This is a genomic window from Paenibacillus brasilensis, assembly GCF_009363115.1.
GTDB classification, from domain to species: domain Bacteria; phylum Bacillota; class Bacilli; order Paenibacillales; family Paenibacillaceae; genus Paenibacillus; species Paenibacillus brasilensis.
The window spans coordinates 2581313-2603950 of record NZ_CP045298.1; the positions used below are offsets into that span (position 1 = coordinate 2581313).

Genomic DNA, 22638 nt, shown 5'->3' on the forward strand with positions numbered 1-22638 from the left:
TTAGCATATATTACGTCATATATGTTGAAATAACCTCCTGATATGTGTTACAACTTTAGATAGATATATTTATTAATTCAGGCATGTATCTCGATAAGTGGAGGGAATGAATTCAATGCTAAAAAGAGTGTACTCATTTAACGAAGGTAAGTTGGGGATGAAAGCGCTACTAGGAGGAAAAGGCGCCAATCTCGCGGAAATGACGACACTGGGTCTTCCGATCCCTCCCGGCTTTACGGTGACTACCGAGGCGTGTCGAGCCTACTTTACTTCCGGCGGCAAGCTCCCGGAGGGCTTATTGGGGGAAATCGTAATTGCTCTGCACGACGTTGAGGAAGCCCAGTCGGCTATATTCGGGGATACGGAGCGGCCTTTGCTGGTATCTGTCCGTTCAGGCTCGGTAACCTCGATGCCCGGTATGATGGATACGATTCTGAATCTGGGTCTGAATGATGAAACCGTGCGTGGATTAGCAAAACAGACGGAGAATGAAACCTTCGCCTATGATTGTTATCGCAGATTTATTCAAATGTTTGGCGAGGTCGTGCTAGGTATAGACTCCATCCATTTTGATCAGCTTCAGGAGCAGAGCATGCAAGCCAACGGGCGTACCAGTGACCAGGAGGTTAGCGCAGGAGAATGGAAGGAATTGATCACAAATTATAAAAATCTTGTCGCAGAGCGAAGCGGCCAGCCGTTTCCACAGGATGTGTATCAGCAATTGCACCTGGCGGTAGAGGCTGTATTCCGCAGTTGGAACAATATGCGTGCCAAGGTGTACCGCAAGGCTTACGGCATTCCGGATGAACAAGGAACAGCAGTGAACATTCAGGCGATGGTGTTTGGCAATCTTGGCAATGACAGTGGAACCGGGGTGCTGTTCACCCGCAATCCTTCCACAGGCGCAAACGAATTGTATGGCGAGTATATGGTGAATGCTCAGGGGGAGGATGTCGTAGCCGGAGTACGCACCCCGAACCCTATTGCACAGCTCCAGGAGGAGCAGCCGCTAGTTTATGATCGTCTGGAGGAGCTGGCTTCCTTGCTGGAGCGTCATTACCGGGATATGCAGGATATCGAATTCACGATTGAAAAAGGTAATTTGTATCTGCTACAGACACGCAGCGGCAAAAGAACAGCGCAAGCGGCTGTAAAAATAGCAGTAGATTTGGTGGAGGAAGGGATTATCAGCCAAGAGGAGGCGATCCAACGGATCGAGCCGTCCCACATGGATCAACTGCTGCATCGCTCCATTGATACTTCCACACCGCTGGTTGCGATTGCCCAAGGTCTGCCTGCCTCGCCCGGCGCAGCAAGTGGGCGGATTGTATTTGACGCAGATACGGCAGAGAACTGGACGAAGGATGGGCAGAAGGTCATCCTGGTCAGTGTGGAAACCTCACCCGACGATGTTCATGGAATCATTGCCGCCGAAGGAGTGCTAACAAGTCGTGGAGGGATGACCAGTCACGCTGCTGTGGTTGCAAGAGGAATGGGGAAACCCTGCATTTGCGGCTGTGAAGCGCTGAGCATTGATCTGGACCGTCGGAGCGTTAGCATCGGTAACCTGACCTTTCAGGAAGGGGATAATATCTCGATTGATTCGACCTCCGGGCAGGTGTACCAAGGCAGTCTGTCGCTGAGCGAGCCGGCCATCACACCGGAGCTGCTGAAGCTGCTGGAGATTGCGGATGGAATTCGGACATTGAAGGTCTACACCAACGCGGATACGCCACTCGATGCAGTCAAAGCCCGAGAGTTTGGAGCCGAAGGCATCGGGCTTTGTCGGACGGAGCATATGTTTTTCTCGGGCAATCGTCTGCCTATCGTTCAGGCGATGATTTTGGCCGATGATCAGGAGGAGCGGATGCTTCATTTGAATCGTCTGCTCAAAATGCAACAATTTGACTTTGAGGCTATGTTTAGTGCGATGGATGGTTTACCGATGACGATTCGCCTGTTGGACCCGCCGTTACATGAGTTCCTGCCGAATCTAGAACAGCTTCAAGAGCGACAGCGGGAGCTTGAGCTTTCCGGCGACCATACCGAGGAGCTCAAACGTCTTAAAAACACCATCTCCAAGGTACACGAACTGCGAGAAATCAACCCTATGCTCGGTCTACGCGGTGTTCGGCTGGGCATTCTATTTCCAGAGATATACGACATGCAGATTGAAGCAATCTTTAAGGCTGCGGAAGCAGCATTGCGCAAGGGTGTGGATGTAAGACCGGGGATTATGATTCCGCTGGTTGGCCACTCCAATGAACTCAAGCAAATGAGAGAGCTGGTGGATAAGGTAGCCGTTCAGGTGCTTAGCGAGGAATTTAAAGGGTTCAGGTATCGGGTGGGCACCATGATTGAGGTGCCAAGAGCCGCCCTCCTGGCAGATAGCGTGGCTCAATACGCTGACTTTTTCTCCTTTGGAACCAACGATCTGACACAAATGACCTTTGGTTACAGTCGCGATGATGCCGAAGGCAAATTCCTCGGCTCCTATATGGAAAAAAATATTTTGGAAGCGAACCCTTTTCAGGTGTTGGATCAGGATGGCGTAGGCAAGCTGATCGAATGGGCTGTTGCCAAAGGCAGAGCCAAGAAACCTTTTCTGGAGACAGGTATCTGTGGTGAGCATGGCGGGGATCGTGAGTCTATTCTCTTTTGTCACCGCAGCGGATTGGACTATGTCAGTTGCTCACCATACCGGGTGCCATTCGCTCGCATTGCTGCTGCCCAAGCAACCTTGCTTGTCAGAGCGGAGCAGCCTGTGGGAGCGTTGTCCGCATTGTAGTTGATGCATTTTAATAGTATATTGAAAGCGGCCTTGGTCCTGAATTTAATTGGACTGAGGCCGTTTAATTTTTCCTATAGCTTCTCGTTTTTGTAAAAGCCGATGTAGCCCTGAATGTCTGCTTGAAGTTACTCAACGTTACGTAGGAACCCAAATAGACTTCTTGCATTGCAAAGTTCCCCAAAAGGATTCCATGGGCCGTTATCAATGCACCGGCCCACGAGGGACATACTCTGGTTAGTTAGCTTCATTATTTTACTTTTTAATTGTAAATCTTATGCTTGATCCAAACGAGTCTCCATAGGGAATTTTTGTAAAATATATAAACGGTCTGCACTACCTGCGTCACCCAAAACGCGCGGAACAGTTGTAGACAAACTTGAAGTCCAAGCTTTGTACTGTGTACCCGCAGTGTCCATGCGAAGCTGCGGAGAAGAGTAAGTGGCTTGACTGAATGTGTTAAAGCCACTGTCTTCCACACCATGTACCAGCTTTACTGTATTGTAAGTGCTCAATCGCTTCAATGCGTCAGCCGTTGCGGTAACTTCGGTAGCCCAGTCGATAGGCTTGCTATTAATATACAATGTTGCTTTTTTGGTGCCGTGGTTGTAAACGAGTTTCATATCAACTGTTTGTCCTGGACTCAGAAAAGATACAGGTTTGGAACGTACGCCTTCTTTATCGGCGTCAACGACACCGTTGATGAATACTTTGAAGCCTACACCAGCTTTGTAGGAAATACCAGCTTCAATTGCGGATTTACCAATTCCCATGTACCAGTCAACATATCCATCGTTAACATGAATACTGGAAGGGATAGTAAGCTTTGCTGTCAATCCTGTGTAATTGGCTGAGGTAGTCTCTGCAACGATTCCTGCGTGTCTGTTCATATTAATATCTACTCTTTATATTGTTTTTTGAGAAGTTTTTTTACTGTTTTCTCTTCTCATATATATAGGAGTTTTTTTAATATGTTTTACAACTGCACTTCTAAACTTTGTTGACTCTAACTCGAGATAAGTGGTTGACTTCCCAAATAAAAGTTTTCTAGAGATTTAGACACCATAGTCAGTTTAAGAGTGTTACAGATTTAAATTGTTGTTTTAACTATTCACATGTGAACTTCAAGAGCAAAACGATTCTCTACAAGCAAAAGGCAGTTGCCTTTGTCTATTTATACTTACAAAACATCATCCAATTATGCAGTGCCCCATATATGAAATATGATTATGAAGATAGATTGGAAATAACTATCTCAAATTTATTAAATTTCCTAATACGTGTAACTTTTTGGTATAATATACGTCTGAATATACACAATACTATTAAGGAGACTAAAATTATGAATACATTTACCAAAGCGGCTCTAGCATCTGCAATATCTTTTAGCATGCTTGCCAGCGGTGTTTCTGGGGTTTCTGCGGCAGCTTCCAAGTCAATTATTGTGCAAGTGAATAACAAGCCTGTGTCAGGGGATGTAGAGCCATATATTGAAAATGGTTCCACATTGGTGGCATTGAATATGTTAAGATCGCTCCCTAGTGTAACGATCAACTGGAACAACACTTCTAAAACAGTAACTGTAGATAATAACGGAATAAAATCAACACTGGCAGCTGGTAAAAAGGAGGCGATGGTAAGTGGTAAAAAAGTAACGCTGTCTACCTCTTCTGTAATGAAAAATGGTCGTGTTATGGTACCGTTGCGTTTCATTGCAGATGCATCTGGATCTGAAGTGTACTGGAATGCTCCAGATCGTACGGTTTATGTAGCTAAACCGACAGAAAATATGCTGAAAGAAATCCAATCCAGCGATATTTCTGTAGCTCGTCATGGTGCATATGATCTTCCACGTATTGCGAAAGTTGTTGTACTGCAAGGTGAAGAAGGGGATAGTATGGATTACATTCGCTACTTCCCAAAAAAACAATCCAGCGAATTTTTCGAACAACATATGGACATTGTGAATTACTATCGTATCATTGATACACATGTAGAACTGCTCTGGTCTGCAAGAATGAATCTGCAACAGGAAGCTAAAAATGCAAGTCTGCCGTTCATCACCAACAAAATTATTGAACAAAACGGCAAAATGCCAACGATCCCAAAAGGCGTTGTTTATTATAACTATAGCGTTCCGGGCGGCACCACGTACGGGACTATTGATAAAGCCGGTAAAAAAACTCGTCTGGGTGAAGCGACTGAAGATCAAGCTAAGGAAATGTTTTTCTCTATTCCAGAAGAAGAACAACTATAAAAGAGAAATGTCAGAAAAACTCACAATATGAGTTTTCAATGAGTTCTCAGATTGCCGAGAAACCCACTTTCTTCGAGATGTGGGTTTCTCTTAGCCTCAACCTAACTTCAGCCACGTAAGAGGGGTTTCTTCTGATGGGTCGTAGTGCGGCTTGACCAAGAGGATTAGTTGGTTCGTTCGCATCCTTTTCTTACTGTCTCCCAAAATTTCATGTCGCCGCCTTCCAGTAGTTTGGAGAGTGGGTACATGGGGACGGATAAGGTATGAAGCTTACTGGTATTAACCCTGTAATTGGCCGTTCGGCTTGGCAAAGAAAAATACTGTGAATAGCCCTATTGCGGGACGTCCCTTTATTTTGCATGTGGATTCAAAACCATAAGCAACGGCTTTTAATTAGTGAATTACGAATTAGTTGGAGGTTAGTTAGGTATGAAAAAAATCTTTCTTTCATCTATGCTTACTTTAGGTATGCTCTTAACATTTGCTATTCCGCTTTCTGCTGCACCGTCGATTCAATTAGTTATCAATAGCGAGGTGGTACATTCAGATGCTCCACCCGTTTCTGTCGCAGGGAGAACTATGGTTTCTTTAGCTTCTTTGAAGCCGCTTAAGCTTAATTTAGTCTGGAATGCTGGCCAGAAGACGGTGACTGTCAATGCTCCTGGGGTGAAAGAAAAGCTTGTACTTACGATCGGTCAAAAAGAAGCTTCTTATGGAGAAAAAACGCTTACTTTGGATGTGCCTGCTCAATTGAACAAGAATCGCGTTGTTGTGCCTTTGCGCTTTATCAGCGAAGCCTTTAAAGCAGAGGTGGAGTGGAAAGCGGACAAAAATACTGTCATTATCCGGAGTGCTGATCAAGTAGAAACATATAAGAAGCTGTATCAAGGTACGGATTTGGTGGCGGCACGTAAAATCGCTGTAGACCTTCCTTCGAATGATGAAAATACGCTTAATAATACCGAGGAGGGTGTTTATTATCAGTATATCTTTCCTGAAGGAGAAGCATTGAGATATTATTATGTTGTTGGGAATTTATATACTTACTATGAAATTAAGGATGATGTTAAACATCTAGTTTGGGAAGGTGTAGAAGAAGATTCGAGGAAGAAAATGAAAGAAAAAGGAAAGCGTCCACCGGAAGACAAAACACAATATTATTTTTTACAAGAACGTGTGGATCATAGCGTCACATATGGTAAGGTTGGGGGCGGGAAGCCAGTAACGCAAGCTTTACCTAAAAATAGTACGGGATTATCAGCTATTATTGTACCTATCTCCGGTGAAGTAAGGAAAGATCAAATGAAATAGATTATTCACTTCAATTTGGACGTCCTGAGCAATAGGGACGTCCTTTATTTATGTTTTCCTATTAAGTTTTCTGATCCGTAAGCTTCAGGAGTCGAAAGGCTGAAGAACAAACAGGACAAGAGCGGGGAAACAGGCTCATGCTACTGGCTCTAAGGCGGCAAGAGCGGCCACCTAAGAGCCAGTACGCACCGCTGGGCCGCTACTCACGCCGATAACTAGAGCGCCTACGCCGGGAGAAAGCGCCCGGCCAAGGCGCTCTACGTTCCTGTCGTTCCTTTCACGCAGCCCACGGAGCGAAGGACTTTGAGATCAGGGAGGGCAAAAAAACGGCACGAGGGCTGTTTTTCGCTGCTTCCGCATATGCTAGATTATGTATTAAAATTACATAAAAAGGATTTTATATGGTAAAATATATAAATGGGTCCAATACAATTCTATTTTAGACAGAAAGGAAAGAGGTGACTGATTTTAAAGTAGATTACTTGATTATGTGTTCGATGATTAGTGCTTCACCTTTATTAGATTACGTATCCAGGGGAACGTAGGGATAACGGCACGCTGTATATTAAGGAGGAAATTATGAAATTCGTGAAGATTATGACTGTAGGTGCGATAGTAGCGTTGGCGATTTCAGGGTGTAGTGGTAAGGCAAGTTCAAATCAACAACTGCCTCAGAACGAAGTGAATAATATTGGGGTAAACAACACAAAGGAAGGTGTAAAAAAAGTAGACGGAAAAGCAACTATAGAAACATCTAAAGCAACTGACAAAAAGGTGAATTCCGTAGATTATTCACAGTATTATAATAACCAAGACAAATCTAAGGTTGTAGTTTTGGGAAAACAGATTGTATGGAAAAATAAAGACGTTACTTTTACCGCAAAATTAACCAAGGCTAAGGGGAAAGAAACCGCCGAAGCCAATGAAGTTGTGGATTCCATGAAAATAAAAAGTAAGCGCGGAGAGCAACTCGTTAAGCTCAACCCACGACCTTTGAGAGTTAACTCACTTTCTTTATCCAAAAGCAACCAGGTAGCTCTTGATGTGAGCGATCATGAGGGGAGTAGACTTGTTCTAATTAATTTATCCGATGGGACTCAAACTATTGTAAATATGTTTGAGATGAATAGTGACGGAGCGGGGAGTGAAAAGATTGATGCATATAACTGGTCACCAGATGGGAAAAAGATTGCGTTTGGAATCGGTGATCTAGGTTCAAGTTATATCGGAGTATACGATGTTGAGCATAAGAGCTATACGCATGTGTCCGATAAGGATTTTACACTGATCTCCTCTATAGTTTGGCATAAAGATGGGAAAAGCTTTGACTTTGTGAGTAAAGGTGACGATTCTCCACAAGCAGTACTCTATACTTACTCAGAAATAAAAAAATCTATTTTAAGGAAGGGTTCTTTATCTAAGAATGATGAACAGAAGCTATCTCAATTAACACCGAAATTTTGATTGGGCATACAAGGGAGGGCCTCCCAGGCTTCCCTCTTCGTTTTGCATTATATTTTAGACACATATCCTGTCAAGGAGAAAAAATTTTATCTATAAATGATATTGGGGATATCGCGTCTCTGCTTTCTACATATGATGATAGGGAACAATTTGTAAGCGTTTCAATTCAGGGTGACATATAACTATGTGAGGCTACAGGAGGCGATAGAGATGGACAATTACATGAGCTGGATAAAAATTGGTTTTTTTCTCAGCGTTCTGTTTTTACTTGCAGCAGCATGCAGTAGCTCTCCCAAGCTGGAGAACACGGAAGGTAAAAAAGTGCGGCTGACCATGCAGGTCTGGGGGAATCCGGCGGAGGTGAAGGTGTACCAGCGGGCACTGGACGCATTTGAAAAGGAGAATCCGAATATTGAGGTGAAGCTGGTACCTGTACCGGGAGACCAATATGAGCAAAAGCTGCTGACACAGCTTCAAGGAAGTCGCGGACCGGATGTGTTTTATTCGTATGAACCAACGATTGCACGTTTGACTGGGGCGAAGCAGGTACAGCCTTTGGGTGGATTTTTAAAAAGTGATGCCAGTGATGTAAAAGCCGAGGATTTTCCGGAAGGATTATGGGGCCCGGCCAAGCGTGATGGGGAAATCTACGGGGTCACTCCTGACTCGAATCCGATGGTGATGTATTACAACAAAAAAGTCTTTAAAGAAGCAGGTGTGAAAACACCGCAGGAATATTATGACGAAGGCAAGTGGAACTGGGATGCGTTTGAGGAAGTCACATCAAAGCTGAAGGCTGCCGGAAAGCAAGGCTATATTGCTGAAAACTGGTGGGCTCACTGGTATTCATGGGTGTGGTCGAATGGCGGCCGGATTTTTGATGAACAAGGCAAGTACGTACTGGATCACAATGAAAAGGGCCAGGAAGCCTTCCGCTTCATGTACGATATGGTTCACAAGGGAAATGCGGTATACCTCGGTTCGCTTCCCAAGGGGCAAGGGGCAGATGCGATGTTCATGTCCAATCAGGTCGGTATGCTGGCGGCGGGAAGATGGCTGGAGCCCTTGTTCAGTCAAAATAAAAGCCTCGACTTCGATTATATTTACTGGCCTTCCAACACAGGCAAAAATGAGCCTGTCGCCATTCCGGTTGCCTATGTAGCTGTAAACAAAAATAGCCCGAATGTGCAAGAGGCCATGAAGCTGGCAGCATTCTACGTCTCTGTGAAGGGACAGGAGGCTCGACTCGTTGAAGGCGGGAATGCCATGGGGACGCTTGCCGCCGCAGATGAGAGCATTATGAAAAAGGCGACGATTGAGCATTCCAACTATTTGACCGAAGGACGCAACAAAGGGCATGCGCATGGCTCTGCTCTGGCCTATGATGCCCAGGTACCGGGATTAAACTCGGATATCACAGAAGCGATGGATCTGATGCTCCTCGGGAAGCAAGATGCTGACGCCACGATTGAGAAGCTGAATCAGATCATATCCAAGGCGGTCAAGTAAGCACGGGATACAGCCGTGACCGGGGAGGAAGGTGACCAGATGCAGAAAAAGCATCAAGCGCTGTGGGGCTATCTATTCATTGGCCCCCAGTTTCTGGGTCTGATATGTTTTTCACTGCTGCCCTTGCTGTATGCGTTTTACTTAAGCTTTGTGAATTGGGATGGCTTTGGCGTGCCTGTATTTGTCGGTTTGGATAATTTCAGAGGCCAATTAGCTGATCCTGATTTCTGGAAGGCACTGATTAATACAGTGTACTATATGGTGCTGGTTATCCCGGCGGGGATAGCGCTGGCCCTGCTCGTAGCCATTGTGCTCAATAAAGTGAAGGGCAAAGAGATCTACCGTTTGTTCTTTTTTATGCCTGTGGTAACCAGCTCCGTATCGGTCGGGGTCATCTGGATGTGGATACTGAACGGCGAGTTTGGTATTTTCAATCATCTGCTGCGAGCCATTGGCATTATAGGCCCCATGTGGCTTACCGATACGCATTGGGTGATCCCGTCGATTGCTCTACTTAGAATTTGGTTGGGGCTGGGGTATAATATGGTCATTTTTCTGGCAGGACTCCAGGGCATCTCCAAAAGCTATTACGAGGCAGCAGAGATTGACGGAGCCAGCAAGCTTCAGCAGTTAAGGTACATTACACTGCCGTTATTGTCACCGACCACCTTTTTTGTCACCATCATGATGGTGATTAGCTCCTTTCAGGTGTTCGATCAGGCGTTTGTCATGACGAACGGAGGACCAGCGAAGGCCAGCTATACGCTTGTGTATCACATTTACGATCAGGCTTTTATTGATTTCACGATGGGAGAAAGTGCGGCTGCGGCGATGATTTTGTTCATCATCATTTTTGTATTTACCCTGCTGCAATTTAAGATGCAGAAGAGGTGGGTGCACTATGGAGATTAGTTACAGAGGCAGGGTGATCCTGCGCCATATGTTGCTCGCTGTCGGCTCTCTGATCATGTTTTTTCCATTCCTGTGGACCGTCCTCAGTTCCTTAAAGGATATTTCTCAAATTTTTGTCGTCCCGCCCCAATGGATTCCCGATCCGTTTGTCTGGAGCAATTATCCGGCTTCGCTGGAGGCTATGCCCTTCGTGCAGGCGTACATGAACAGCTTTTATATTACGGTCATTATCGTGACAGCAACGCTGATTAGTGCATCTATGGCGGCATATGCTTTTGCCAAAATCCGTTTTCCGGGTTCCAATATACTGTTTATCTTGTTCCTCGCTACGATGATGGTGCCGAAGCAGGTGACGATGATTCCGCTGTACTTGGTGATGGATCGAATTGGATGGCTGGATACGCATTGGTCGCTGATCGTACCTGGAGCCATGTTTAATGCATTTGCGGTGTTTCTGCTGCGCCAGTTCGTGATGGGGATTCCACGCGATCTGGAGGAAGCAGCGGTCATGGACGGGGCGGGGTATATCCGTATTTATTGGAGCGTCATTCTGCCACTGATTCGTCCGGCATTGGCGGCGATCGGAATTATCACCTTTTTGGGGGCCTGGAACAGCTTCCTCGATCCGCTCATTTATCTCAATACACCGGAGAAATTTACAGTTCCGCTTTTGCTTAACAATTTCAAAGGGCTGTATACGGCAGACTGGTCACTGATGATGGCGGGGACTACCATTTCCGTCGTTCCGGTGCTGATCGTCTATATCATCGCCCAAAAGCAAATTATTGAAGGCATTACCTTAACTGGAATCAAGGGGTAGGGGCGTTTCCCTGCTCCTTTTTGTGTTTTTTTCGATACTGTAACGGGGGATGTCCGGTGAATTGCTTGAATACACGACCAAAGTGAGCGATGCTGTCAAAACCCGTTTTTTCAGCAATGGAAGTCACTTTCCAGTTTGTTTCTCTCAAATACGCACGAGCCTGCTGGACCCGCACATCCTGAAGATATTCTACTAAGGTAAAACCTGTTGTCTGCTTGAAAATACGGCACAAATACGTGCTGCTAATATAAAAATGCCCTGCCAGCTGATCCAGCGACAGTCTCTCGGCATAGTGGGCATGCAGGTATTCAATGATCGAATATACGCGCTGCTGCTTCTCACTGCATTCCGGTGCAATGGTATCGACAGTGGCCGATTGTATGCGCCGGATGCGGATAAGGAGCTGGATTAGCAAGCTCTGGAGATATAGTTGGCGATAGGCATGTTCTTGGTGATATTCATCCAGCATCTGCCGGAACAGATGCTCCAGCTCGCGCTGTTCTTCCGCAGACGAGCGAAGCAAAAAGCTTTTTTCAGGCAAAAGTAGGTGGCTCTGATCGCCGGATGGAGTGACAGACGTGGACGAGGCTACAAACGCTTCACCAAAATTGATCAAAATCCGTTCATGGCTGCCGTTCCCCTTGTTACTCGTACGGTGAAAATCATGTTTGCTGATCCAGACCAGATCGCCCTTCTGTAGCGCGTATACCCGCTGATTAATGTAGTAGTATCGCTCTCCTGCCAGCAGATAGTAGATTTCATGCGCTTGGTGGACATGGTCGGCAGACATGCTAAACGGCATCGTCCGTAGCGCTTGCTCGATGGCAAAACGGGGTGTGGCAATCATATCGACAGTCTCCTTTAATAAAAGAATGCACGAGGATAATATATGTATACTTTACGAGAAAATTAACAATAAACGCAGAGATTTTGCTCTTTCTTATACTATAAAATAAAAGCAATTCATGTAAAGGATGTGAACCTATTGGCTAAAATCAAATATGCACTTGTAGGCACCGGAGGTCGGGCCGAATTTTTCTACGGTGAAGTTGTTACCGTTTTCAAAGATACCTCAGAGTTGATCGCGTTCTGTGACGTCAATCAGACGAGAATGGATTATGCCAATCAGCTGTTGCAGAAGAAATACGAGCATGAGTCGATTCCGACTTATAAAGCTCACGAGTTTGATCGGATGATCGCGGAGACGAAGCCGGATATCGTGATCGTCACGACCATTGACCGGGTACATCATCGGTATATTATCCGGGCGATGGAGCTGGGCTGCGATGTCATTTCCGAGAAGCCGATGACGGTGGACGAGGACAAATGCCAGGATATTCTGGACGCTATAGACCGCACGGGACGGAAGCTGCGCGTCACTTTTAACTACCGTTATGCGCCGCATAATACGAAAATCCGCGAGATTATTATGGACGGGACACTCGGTGATATCTTGTCGGTCAATTTTGAATGGCTGCTGAACACACAGCATGGTGCGGATTATTTCCGCCGGTGGCACCGGGATAAGCGCAATAGCGGTGGTCTGTTGGTGCATAAATCGACGCATCATTTTGACCTGATGAACTTCTGGCTCGGCTCCAAGCCAGAGACGGTATATGCGATGGGCGACCTGAAATTTTACGGCCGGGAAAATGCCGAGCAGCGTGGCGTGACGGAGTTCTACCAACGAGCTTACGGCAGCAAGGCGGCGGAAAATGACCCTTTTGCGTTGCATCTGGACCGCAACGAGCATCTGAAAAGCATGTATCTGGATGCCGAGCATGAGGATGGCTATCTGCGTGATCAAAGCGTATTTGGCGACAATATCAGCATCGAGGATACGCTCAGTGTCATGGTGAAGTACAAGAACAAGGCGGTGATGAACTACTCGCTGAATGCTTACATGCCTTGGGAGGGCTTTATCATCGTGTTTAACGGCACCAAGGGACGAATGGAGGTTCGGGTATCCGAGCAATCCTACGTTAATTCCGGTGGCAGCAAGGCAGACGAGGGGGCGTTAAAAGAGAAGACCATCACGATTTATCCTCACTTTGCAGCATCTTATGAGGTCGAAGTAGAGGAAGGCGTAGGGGGGCATGGCGGAGGTGATCCGGTCATGCTGCGCGATATTTTTGATAAGCCGGCAGAAGATCGTTTTCAACGTGCAGCTTCACATATTGACGGCGCATGGTCCATTTTAACAGGTATTGCCGCCAACCGTTCTATCCGTACAGGTCAGCCGGTGAAGGTGGAAGAGTTGGTGCGCTTGAGTGAGGCAGCAACTTTAATGATCAAGGAGACCCCTCTGTATTTGCAGATCAACAGAGGGGTCTTCTTTTTATTATTTATCCGTAGTCAGTTTACGGGCACCCAGTTGTTGCACAGGGCGATGGTTATCGGGAAAGAGGGCAGCGAACTGACTGATTTGGTCCGCCGACATTTCAATAGGCTGCTCCAGCACGGTCCAGTTCACATGCTCTGTGCATGGCGGGGTGGTCAGGGATCCGTTGTAGCGGACCGAGTGCAGATCCTTCGGCAGAAGAGTAGCGAGATTCAGTTCTCCCTCCAGAGCTTCTTCCTGGGAAACATCTTTTGGCAGCTTGGACCAAATACGGCTGAAAGCTTTATTTTCCTTGCCGCCTTGAATGAGTACGCCTAAGACGGCGGTGCTGCCGTTGTCGCTCTGATGAACAAAATGAAGCTCCATATCGGCATTTTTACCATCTATTTGGTGTTCACTGGGATGATGAAAGTGAAACTGCTTTAAAGTGAACTTGGTACCGTCCAGTACTATATAATTGCTGGGGCTGGCTGCATTGATTTGAACGGTATGCCCATTATTCAGAATGGATACCTTCGTATTGGCATAGTGAACCTGTATCGGTTGCTGCGTTTGCGAAGCTTCCATACGAGTGTGTTCTATGTTGACAGGGGATTGCTCGTGGCCGTTACCACAAGCGGCAAAATCCTTTTCCAGCTCTCCCCAATGTTCGGGTCCCTCATCTCCCTCATAGGACCAGTGCGGAGTTTTCTGAACAACCGCATGTACATTGTTAGCTGCCGGAGTTGGGGTGCTGGTGGAACTAGAAGTCGCGGGCTGAGGATTGCATCCTGTTACCCACACGACTAAGAAAATCGCGAGCGTGCTGGATAAGCACCCTTTCCAGTTTTTTTTCATGGTTCTTTGTCCTTCTTCCAGATAGATTATGTGAAACTTCTTACATTGTAAATTATTGTACAAAGCTCCTACAAGGGTACAAGGACTTAGGAAGGAGATTTTTTCGATTAAATACCTTTGAGTGAAATATGTGTTTGTTATCTTTGGGCAAAAATTACTATAATAATGAAGTGTATATTACAAAAAATACTTCCATATAGCCAAAGGAGAGATCACATGAAAGCAGCAGTTGTTACAAAAGACAAGAGAGTAAGTATTGAAGAGAAACCTTTGCGCCCCCTGAAGCATGGAGAAGCATTAGTCCAAGTGGAATATTGCGGGGTTTGCCACACAGATTTACATGTGAAAAATGCAGATTTCGGTGATGTCACAGGCAGAGTTTTGGGGCACGAAGGCATTGGAAAAGTTATTGAATTAGGTGAAGGAGTAACCAGTCTTAAAATGGGTGATCGCGTTAGTATTGCCTGGATGTTCGAAAGCTGCGGTCACTGCGAATATTGCCTGACCGGGCGGGAAACGCTGTGCCGTGAAGTTAAAAATGCCGGATACACAGTAGACGGTGCAATGGCAGAACAATGTATTGTCACAGCTGACTACGCGGTCAAAGTACCTGATAATCTTGACCCTGCGGCTGCAAGCAGTGTAACTTGCGCAGGCGTTACAACCTATAAAGCAGTAAAAGTAAGTGATATCAGACCAGGGCAATGGATCGGTATCTTCGGCATTGGCGGCTTGGGTAACCTGGCTGTACAATACGCAAAAAATGTATTTAATGCTAAAGTTGTAGCCTTTGACATCAGTGATGAAAAACTTGGGCTGGCCAAAAAAATCGGTGCCGACTATGTCGTTAACAGTCTGAAAGAAGATCCGGTCGCCCGGGCCAAGGAGTTAACGGACGGCGCTGGTCTGGATGCAACTGTGGTTACTGCTGTTGCCAAAACACCTTTCAACCAGGCAATCGACGTTGTGAAGGCTGGCGCGCGCGTGGTAGCTGTAGGCCTTCCAACCGATAAGATGGATCTGGACATTCCGCGTCTGGTTCTGGACGGCATTCAAGTGATCGGCTCCTTGGTCGGCACTCGTGAAGACCTTAAAGAAGCGTTCCAATTCGCTGCAGAAGGTAAAGTCGTCCCTCTTGTACAAAAACGCCCGATTGAAGATATTAATCATATCTTCGAGGAGATGGAGAATGGCAAAATCCAAGGACGTATGGTCATTGATTTCACGAAATAAAATGATGTCAATCATAGCTCCGTAAATACAGATTGGAATGGAGCGTTCCAAGAGCGTAAGCACCTGCTGGTTTATTGTAGGTGCTTTTTTCTATGAACCACTCTTTTATACTTTACAGCTTGTTCAGAATGTTATCCTCCAATACAGCGGATTTATCCCCGTATTCTTTAATAATATGCTTCTCTCCCCAGGCACACAGAGCATCCAAAATGCTTGTCAGACTACACCCGTATTCGCTCAGCTCGTACTCCACTTTAGGAGGGACCTGATTGTAGCTGATTCGATTGACAATGCCGTCCTGTTCCAGCTCCCGAAGCTGCTGAGTCAGCATTTTTTGTGTAATGGAAGGCATCAGCCGCTTCAATTCACTTGTCCGCATTTTTCCATGTGTCAAATGACACAAAATCACGCACTTCCATTTTCCGCCGATCACTTCTAACGTTGCCTCAACTGAGATATTGTATTTTTTCTGTCCCAATGCCGATCCCTCCGTGTACTTCACTCGTGTTATACATAGGGTACTTTTTGGTACCTATATTACTAAAAAGTACGTACTGTTCATACTTGCTTGAGTAATTCATAATAACATCTGCTGGTCGAAGATTTCTATAGATAGGGGTGAAAAACATGTCGTCAGATCAAAAACGAAGTATTTGGCCGCTGCTGGCTTTAGCCATAAGCGCCTTTGCGATAGGAACAACCGAGTTCATCAGCGTGGGACTGCTTCCCCTGATCGCTGAGGACTTGCATATATCCGTAACCATGTCTGCGCTCACTGTAACGCTGTACGCATTGGGGGTGACGATTGGCGCGCCTGTCCTGACCTCACTAACATCAAGTGTTCCCCGGAAAACGCTGCTGCTGTGGATCATGATTGTATTTGTAATAGGCAACAGCCTTGCTGCCGTCTCCAGTGGAATTATCTTGCTGCTGGTTGCACGCGTCATCTCGGCATTTTCTCACGGGGTGTTCATGTCCATCGGCTCCACCATCGCAGCCGACCTTGTGCCGGATGATCGGCGGGCCAGTGCTATTTCTATCATGTTTTCCGGGCTGACCGTAGCCACGGTCACGGGTGTCCCTTTGGGTACCTATGTTGGGCAGCAATGGGGCTGGAGGGCGGCCTTCATGGCGATTGTAGTCGTGGGCATAGTGGCACTTGTCGCCAATCTGATTCTGCTGCCGTCTACTCTGCGCAAAGGGAACAAGACTCCTTTCCGTGAGCAGGTCAAACTGGTTACCAACGGTCGCCTGCTGCTCGCATTTATCATTACAGCCTTGGGGTATGGAGGCACGTTTGTCGTGTTTACTTATTTATCTCCATTACTTCACGACATAACCGGCTTTAAGCCCAATACCGTAACATTTATTCTTTTGCTGTATGGAATTGCGATTGCCATCGGGAATGTTATGGGTGGAAAAGCTGCAAACCGCAAGCCGCTTTCAGCTTTATTTTACATGTTCCTGATTCAGGCTGTTGTCCTGTTCCTTCTGCTGTTTACTGTACCTTTTAAAGCAGCAGGACTGATTACAATTTTTTTTATGGGTTTACTAGCATTTATGAACGTGCCTGGTCTACAGGTATATGTAGTCATGTTGGCCGAACGTTTTGCGCCCAAGGCTGTAGATGTTGCCTCCGCCGTCAATATTGCTGCCTTTAACGCAGGGATTGCGATGGGAGCATATGTAGGCGGACTTGTGACTGACTCGCTGGGTCTCATTCATACGACCTGGATCGGCGCCATTATGGTTTTCATGGCCGTTCTGCTCACAGGCTGGAGTCGGATACTTGAAAAAAGGGATACAACCGCCTTGACAGGCTAAAACTTTTTAAAAATAGAGAGGAAGATATAGAATGACTCAAAACTTGCAAAGCACAACAACCTTGCACAACGGAGTTCATATGCCTTGGTTTGGCATCGGAGTATTTAAAGTAGAGGAAGGCTCGGAGCTGGTCGACGCTATAAAGGCTGCTGTAAAGCATGGCTACCGCAGTATAGATACAGCTGCAATCTATGCGAATGAAAGAAGTGTAGGACAGGCCATTCAGGAATCCCTTCAGGAGAATAGCCTGTCGAGAGAAGAGTTGTTTGTCACATCCAAAGTGTGGAATGCCGATCTGGGCTATGAGGAGACACGGGCGGCCTATGAGGCAAGCCTGGATAAGCTGGGTTTGGATTATCTGGATCTTTATCTGATTCATTGGCCGGTCCAAGGGAAGTATAAGGAGGCCTGGAGAGCTTTGGAGTCCTTGTATAAGGAAGGACGGATCAAGGCGATCGGAGTCAGCAACTTCCAGATTCATCATTTGGAGGACCTTATGAAGGATTCCGAAATAAAGCCTATGGTCAACCAGGTGGAATTCCACCCACAATTAACACAAGCCGAGCTGCTGCAATTCTGTCAAAAAAACAACATTCAAATGGAAGCCTGGTCCCCGCTCATGCAAGGACAACTGCTTGATCATCCGGTGCTGCAAGACATAGCAGGCAAGTATGGCAAATCGGTGGCACAAGTGATTTTACGCTGGGATGTACAGCAGGGAGTTGTCACCATTCCCAAGTCTACCAAGGCACATCGGATTATTGAAAATGCCGACATCTTTGATTTTGAATTAACAAATGAGGATATGGATCGAATTCAGGCGTTAAATGCCAATCTTCGGGTAGGTCCTGATCCAGATAACTTCGACTTTTAAATTCAGTTTTGATAAGACGCCGTTTCTTTCTTCGTTGAAAGGAGCGGCGTTTTTGTCCATGATGAGCATGGAGCCACAGCATTCCAACCCCGCCATATGCTATGATAGGGTTATGGAAAAAGAGACGGTTTGGAAGCTTATGAAAATGAAAACACTCCGGAGGGCCTCATGAATAAGACAATTGCAGATATAGCCCACATGGCCGGTGTGGCCAAAAGCACGGTATCCCGTTATTTGAATGGCGGGTCTGTCAGTGTGGATACGAAGCGTAAAATTGAACAGGTAGTCAAGGCCACGGGTTATGTGCCCAATACCTTTGCCCAGAGCCTGAAGGCGAAGCGGACCAACATCATCGGAACCGTTGTGCCACGCCTGGATTCCTTTGCGACATCTCATACGCTGATGGGGATTGATGAGGAGCTGCGTTCCCGGCATTATCAGATGCTGATCTCCAATACGAGCCAGGATGTAAAGCGTGAAATAGAAGCGCTCTATGACCTGGGGCGACAAAAGATTTCCGGCATCATTTTGCTGGCTGCTCAAATTACGGACGACCATCTGACCGCGATTCGCGACATTCGTATTCCGGTTTTGCTGGTGGGCCAGCAGCACGAGCAGATTCATAGCCTGATCCATGATGACTACCATGCAGGATATGATATCGGTGCTTATGTTCTTTCGCAGGGACACCGTGAAATTGCCTATGTCGGTGTTACGGAAAAGGATGCTGCAGTTGGCGTACAGCGCAAAGAAGGTTTTAAGCAGGCTGTTCGGGATGCATTGCCTGAGGGGTCTCATACGGACGATGCGCTGCAGGCTGCCGGGTATGATATCAGATACTATGAAACCGGATTTAAAATGTCCGATGCACGGATTGCTGCTTCTGCTATTTTAGATCAGTTCAAGCCTTCGTTAATGGTGTGTGCGACGGATAATATTGCGCTTGGCGTGATCAATGCGGCTTACTCCAGAGGGATTGCCATCCCGTCGGATTTATCGGTGACCGGCTTTGGGGGGTACGATATTACGGCGGTCATTCACCCTGCGCTGACAACCGTTCAATATCCGTATATGGAGGCTGGACGTGTAGCGGCACAAAATATTATGCGGCTGGTAGAGCATAAACCGGTAGAGCTAGTGACGGTCATGAATTATTCTCTTATTGAAAGAGAAAGCGTTGACAAACGCTGAATAAGTGGATTATAATTTCTACGAAACCGGTTCCATGATACTCGGGTACAAATGGAATCGGTTGCAAATCCATGGATAAGTTATTTTTTTAATTGAAATGGAACCGGTTTCCTATATATATTTTTCATCATACTGGAACCGGTTCCTGTTACGCAAGTTTCTAATAAGAATGAGGTACATCTATGAAAATGACAAACGAACAGAAGTATCGGCTTATTGAACAGGCAGAACCAGGTGAGATAGCCAGCCTGGAGGAGAAAGTCAAGCAGTGCCATTGGAGGCAAACATTTCACATTCAGCCACCGACAGGCCTGCTCAATGACCCCAATGGCTTTTCCTATTACAAGGGTGAATACCATTTGTTCTATCAGTGGTTCCCTTTGGGAACCGATCATGGAATGAAATACTGGTATCACTTGAAGTCCAAAGATCTGGTTGCATGGGACAGTGCGGGAGTCGGTATTACACCAGGGGATACCTTTGATTCACACGGGGCTTACTCAGGCAGCGCGCTGGAGCATGATGGCAAGTTGTATATGATGTATACGGGAAATACACGGGATGAAAACTGGATCAGACATCCTTATCAATGCATGGCTGTTATGGATGAGAACGGTCTCATTACTAAATGGGAGCAGCCTGTCATTTCAAGTGTACCAGAAGGGTACACAGACCATTATCGTGATCCTAAGCTATGGAAGGATGGCGATAGCTTTTACTGTGTAATTGGTGCCCAGAGAACGAATTCAACAGGCTGCATCGTCCTTTATAGATCAACAGATCTTCACTCGTGGCAGTTTGAGGGAGAGCTCCGCACAGGGCTGGAGTCGTTTGGCTACATGTGGGAATGCCCGGATTATTTTGAACTGGATGGCTCGGGTGTACTGGTCTTTTCTCCTCAAGGCCTGGAGCCTTCCGGGGATGAGTACCACAATATTTATCAATCGGGGTACGTCATCGGCAAGCCGTTGAATATCGAGACAAGGGCATTGGAGCATGGGACGTTCCACGAGCTTGATAGAGGCTTTGACTTCTATGCGCCGCAAACGATGGTTGATCCGCAGGGACGGCGTATTATGGTGGCATGGATGGGAATGCCGGATATTGACTATCCGACAGACCCGAACGGATGGGCTCATTGCCTGACACTGCCGAGGGAGCTTATCCTTCATGAGGGTAAACTGTTGCAGAAGCCGATCCCCGAGCTGACTTCGCTGCGTAGAAAGCGTGAGGATCGGGTAGCAGATACACTATCGTCAGAGAAAAAGACCTATGAGGGCTTCACGGGCACGTCCTACGAGCTGATTTGTGAGGTTGACCTTTTGAGCGCCAAGACGTTTGGTATTGAATTCCGTGCGAGTGCGACTGAGAGAACGGTAATTAAATATGATGCCGTCAGCCGTAAGCTTGTACTGGACCGTTCGCAATCGGGTGAGCCTGTTGCGGCTTCGTATGGTGAGGTACGGCAGTGTGCATGGGATAAAGACCATATCAAGCTTCATTTGTTTGTAGATACGTCTTCGGTTGAGATTTTCGTCAATGATGGGGAAGAGGTGTTCACCAGTCGTATTTTTCCGCACCCAGAGAGTGACGAAATACACTTTTTTGCCGACAAGGGAGAGGCACTCTTCCAAGCGGTGAAATGGGATATTACAGAGTAGGCTAGTCATCAAGTGGATCGTTAATCAGCAATAACATAACGGAATAAACGAGAGGATGAACATCATGGCGGAAAACCGGGAAATTGCCAAAGAAGTGATTCAAGCGATTGGTGGGGAGGAAAATATTGCGTCCTTTGCTCACTGTGCGACACGTCTGCGGATTATGGTGCATGACAAGGATAAGATTGATCAGAAGAAGGTTGAGGAGATCGACAAGGTCAAGGGTGCTTACTTTAATTCAGGTCAATATCAGATTATTTTTGGTACGGGTACGGTCAATCGGATTTTTGAAGAGGTTGAAAAGCTTGGCATGTCTGGATCTTCCAAAGAAGAGGTGAAAAGTCAGGCGACAAAAGAAGGAAACGTCTTCCAACGCTCCATTCGTACCTTTGGCGACGTGTTTGTACCGATTATTCCTGTGCTGGTCGCTACAGGGCTGTTCATGGGACTGCGTGGCTTGCTCACACAGCCGCAAATTCTCGCTCTGCTGGGCATGACCCCACAGGACATTTCACCCAATTTTCTATTGTATACTCAGGTATTAACGGATACAGCCTTTGCTTTTCTGCCTGCGCTGGTCGCCTGGTCAGCCTTTAGAGTATTCGGCGGCAGCCCGGTGCTGGGGATCATTCTCGGTCTGATGCTGGTGAACCCAGCCCTGCCCAACGCTTATAGTGTTGCCGACGGCTCAGCTAAAGCCTTGACGATGTTCGGATTCATTCCTGTGGTAGGCTATCAGGGCTCGGTATTGCCGGCCTTCTTCGTGGGCTTGATCGGAGCCAAGCTGGAGCGGGCACTGCGCAAACGGGTGCCTGAAGCGCTGGATCTGATTCTTACACCATTTTTAACACTGTTGATCATGATTACACTCGGGCTGTTTGCCATCGGTCCGATTTTCCATTCTTTGGAACAATGGGTGCTGCACGGAACAACGTTTGTGCTTGATTTGCCTTTCGGTATTGCAGGGATCGTCATCGGCTTCTTGCATCAAATTATCGTCGTTACGGGTGTGCATCATATATTTAATTTTCTGGAAATTCAACTGCTCGAAAAGAATGGCGTGAACGCATTCAATGCGATCATTACCTGCGCCATGGCTGCCCAAGGTGCGGCTTGTCTGGCAGTTGGACTGAAAACGAAGAATGCCAAGCTCAAAGCGTTGGCACTTCCTTCCTCGCTGTCTGCTTTTCTGGGAATCACTGAGCCGGCTATTTTCGGTGTTAACCTGAGATATATGAAGCCTTTTATTATGGGACTAGTCGGTGGGGCTGTTGGCGGTTTCATCGCCTCTATCTTCCATTTGGCGGCAACAGGTATGGCCATTACGGTCATTCCGGGCACGTTACTCTACATGAACCATCAGCTTCCGCTTTACATTTTGGCGAACCTGGTTGCTATGGCTGTAGCGTTTGTCCTGACCTGGATGTTTGGCTACAACGATAAAATGCTGGAGGAAGTCAAAACAGCAGATTCCTCCAGCTAACACCAACTAGGTGCAGAAATAAGAACGCATACGCGTATGAATGAACTGTAACGGTCGCCCTACTTTGGAGCACTCTTCGGTCCTTGTTGTAAAAGGGCTGCTAGAGAAGGCTTCTCAGGTAGGGTGACCGTTT

General features: G+C 46.6%; 17 protein-coding genes and 1 pseudogene. 14 read left to right on the plus strand and 4 right to left on the minus strand.

Annotated elements, in window-relative coordinates; all coding sequences use genetic code 11:
• The first annotated feature begins 115 nt into the window (after positions 1-115).
• Positions 116-2788 (plus strand): pyruvate, phosphate dikinase, encoded by a 2673-nt coding sequence (ppdK, locus tag GCU48_RS12085; protein WP_152380152.1) that lies wholly within the window; start codon positions 116-118, stop codon positions 2786-2788.
• 275 nt (positions 2789-3063) lie between these two features.
• Here ppdK and GCU48_RS12090 read toward each other — a convergent pair whose 3' ends face one another.
• Positions 3064-3678 (minus strand): hypothetical protein, encoded by a 615-nt coding sequence (locus tag GCU48_RS12090; protein ID WP_152380153.1) that lies wholly within the window; start codon positions 3676-3678, stop codon positions 3064-3066.
• A 452-nt stretch (positions 3679-4130) separates the two neighbouring features.
• Here GCU48_RS12090 and GCU48_RS12095 point away from each other — a divergent pair, with 452 nt between their 5' ends.
• The 6 genes from GCU48_RS12095 (at position 4131) to GCU48_RS12120 (ending at position 11061) form a co-directional block, all read left to right on the plus strand.
• Positions 4131-5045 carry a copper amine oxidase N-terminal domain-containing protein gene (locus GCU48_RS12095; RefSeq protein WP_152380154.1) on the plus strand — a complete coding sequence of 305 codons (915 nt, stop codon included), beginning with the start codon at positions 4131-4133 and terminating at the stop codon, positions 5043-5045.
• A gap of 429 nt (positions 5046-5474) precedes the next feature.
• The gene (locus GCU48_RS12100; protein WP_152380155.1) at positions 5475-6356 is read left to right on the plus strand and encodes a copper amine oxidase N-terminal domain-containing protein; all 882 of its coding nucleotides are present in this window, start codon (positions 5475-5477) and stop codon (positions 6354-6356) included.
• A 579-nt stretch (positions 6357-6935) separates the two neighbouring features.
• Positions 6936-7820, plus strand: a complete 885-nt coding sequence (locus tag GCU48_RS12105; RefSeq protein WP_152380156.1) for a PD40 domain-containing protein — start codon at positions 6936-6938, stop codon at positions 7818-7820.
• 210 nt (positions 7821-8030) lie between these two features.
• Positions 8031-9329, plus strand: a complete 1299-nt coding sequence (locus tag GCU48_RS12110) for an ABC transporter substrate-binding protein (protein ID WP_152380157.1) — start codon at positions 8031-8033, stop codon at positions 9327-9329.
• Positions 9330-9368: 39 nt separating this feature from the next.
• Positions 9369-10241 (plus strand): carbohydrate ABC transporter permease, encoded by an 873-nt coding sequence (locus GCU48_RS12115; protein WP_152380158.1) that lies wholly within the window; start codon positions 9369-9371, stop codon positions 10239-10241.
• Complete coding sequence (locus GCU48_RS12120) at positions 10231-11061, plus strand: carbohydrate ABC transporter permease (RefSeq protein WP_152380159.1); 831 nt, start codon at positions 10231-10233, stop codon at positions 11059-11061. The genes GCU48_RS12115 and GCU48_RS12120 overlap by 11 nt, the downstream gene beginning before the upstream one ends.
• On the opposite strand, the gene GCU48_RS12125 is transcribed toward GCU48_RS12120, so the two are convergent.
• Positions 11051-11908, minus strand: a complete 858-nt coding sequence (locus GCU48_RS12125; protein WP_152380160.1) for a helix-turn-helix transcriptional regulator — start codon at positions 11906-11908, stop codon at positions 11051-11053. The genes GCU48_RS12120 and GCU48_RS12125 overlap by 11 nt on opposite strands.
• Before the next feature lie 138 nt (positions 11909-12046).
• Between GCU48_RS12125 and GCU48_RS12130 the strand changes: the two are divergent.
• Positions 12047-13330, plus strand: a pseudogene (locus GCU48_RS12130) (Gfo/Idh/MocA family oxidoreductase); the annotation flags it as partial.
• A 72-nt stretch (positions 13331-13402) separates the two neighbouring features.
• On the opposite strand, the gene GCU48_RS12135 reads toward GCU48_RS12130, so the two are convergent.
• Positions 13403-14239, minus strand: coding sequence for a carbonic anhydrase (locus GCU48_RS12135; protein WP_152380161.1), 837 nt, complete (start codon positions 14237-14239; stop codon positions 13403-13405).
• A gap of 216 nt (positions 14240-14455) precedes the next feature.
• On the opposite strand from GCU48_RS12135, the gene adhP reads away from it, so the two are divergent.
• The gene (gene adhP / locus GCU48_RS12140; protein ID WP_152380162.1) at positions 14456-15472 is read left to right on the plus strand and encodes an alcohol dehydrogenase AdhP; all 1017 of its coding nucleotides are present in this window, start codon (positions 14456-14458) and stop codon (positions 15470-15472) included.
• Between the two features lie 112 nt (positions 15473-15584).
• On the opposite strand, the gene GCU48_RS12145 is transcribed toward adhP, so the two are convergent.
• A complete protein-coding gene (locus GCU48_RS12145; RefSeq protein WP_152380163.1) occupies positions 15585-15950 on the minus strand; it encodes a winged helix-turn-helix transcriptional regulator in 366 nt (121 codons plus the stop codon).
• A gap of 149 nt (positions 15951-16099) precedes the next feature.
• Between GCU48_RS12145 and GCU48_RS12150 the strand changes: the two genes are divergently transcribed.
• The 5 genes from GCU48_RS12150 (at position 16100) to GCU48_RS12170 (ending at position 22505) form a co-directional block, all read left to right on the plus strand.
• A complete protein-coding gene (locus GCU48_RS12150; RefSeq protein ID WP_152380164.1) occupies positions 16100-17296 on the plus strand; it encodes an MFS transporter in 1197 nt (398 codons plus the stop codon).
• Positions 17297-17327: 31 nt separating this feature from the next.
• Positions 17328-18170, plus strand: coding sequence for an aldo/keto reductase (locus GCU48_RS12155; RefSeq protein ID WP_152380165.1), 843 nt, complete (start codon positions 17328-17330; stop codon positions 18168-18170).
• Positions 18171-18338: 168 nt separating this feature from the next.
• Complete coding sequence (locus GCU48_RS12160; RefSeq protein ID WP_025719640.1) at positions 18339-19361, plus strand: LacI family DNA-binding transcriptional regulator; 1023 nt, start codon at positions 18339-18341, stop codon at positions 19359-19361.
• Between the two features lie 182 nt (positions 19362-19543).
• A complete protein-coding gene (locus GCU48_RS12165) occupies positions 19544-21022 on the plus strand; it encodes a glycoside hydrolase family 32 protein (RefSeq protein WP_152380166.1) in 1479 nt (492 codons plus the stop codon).
• 64 nt (positions 21023-21086) lie between these two features.
• Positions 21087-22505, plus strand: a complete 1419-nt coding sequence (locus tag GCU48_RS12170; protein ID WP_152380167.1) for a sucrose-specific PTS transporter subunit IIBC — start codon at positions 21087-21089, stop codon at positions 22503-22505.
• The last annotated feature ends 133 nt before the right edge of the window (positions 22506-22638 follow it).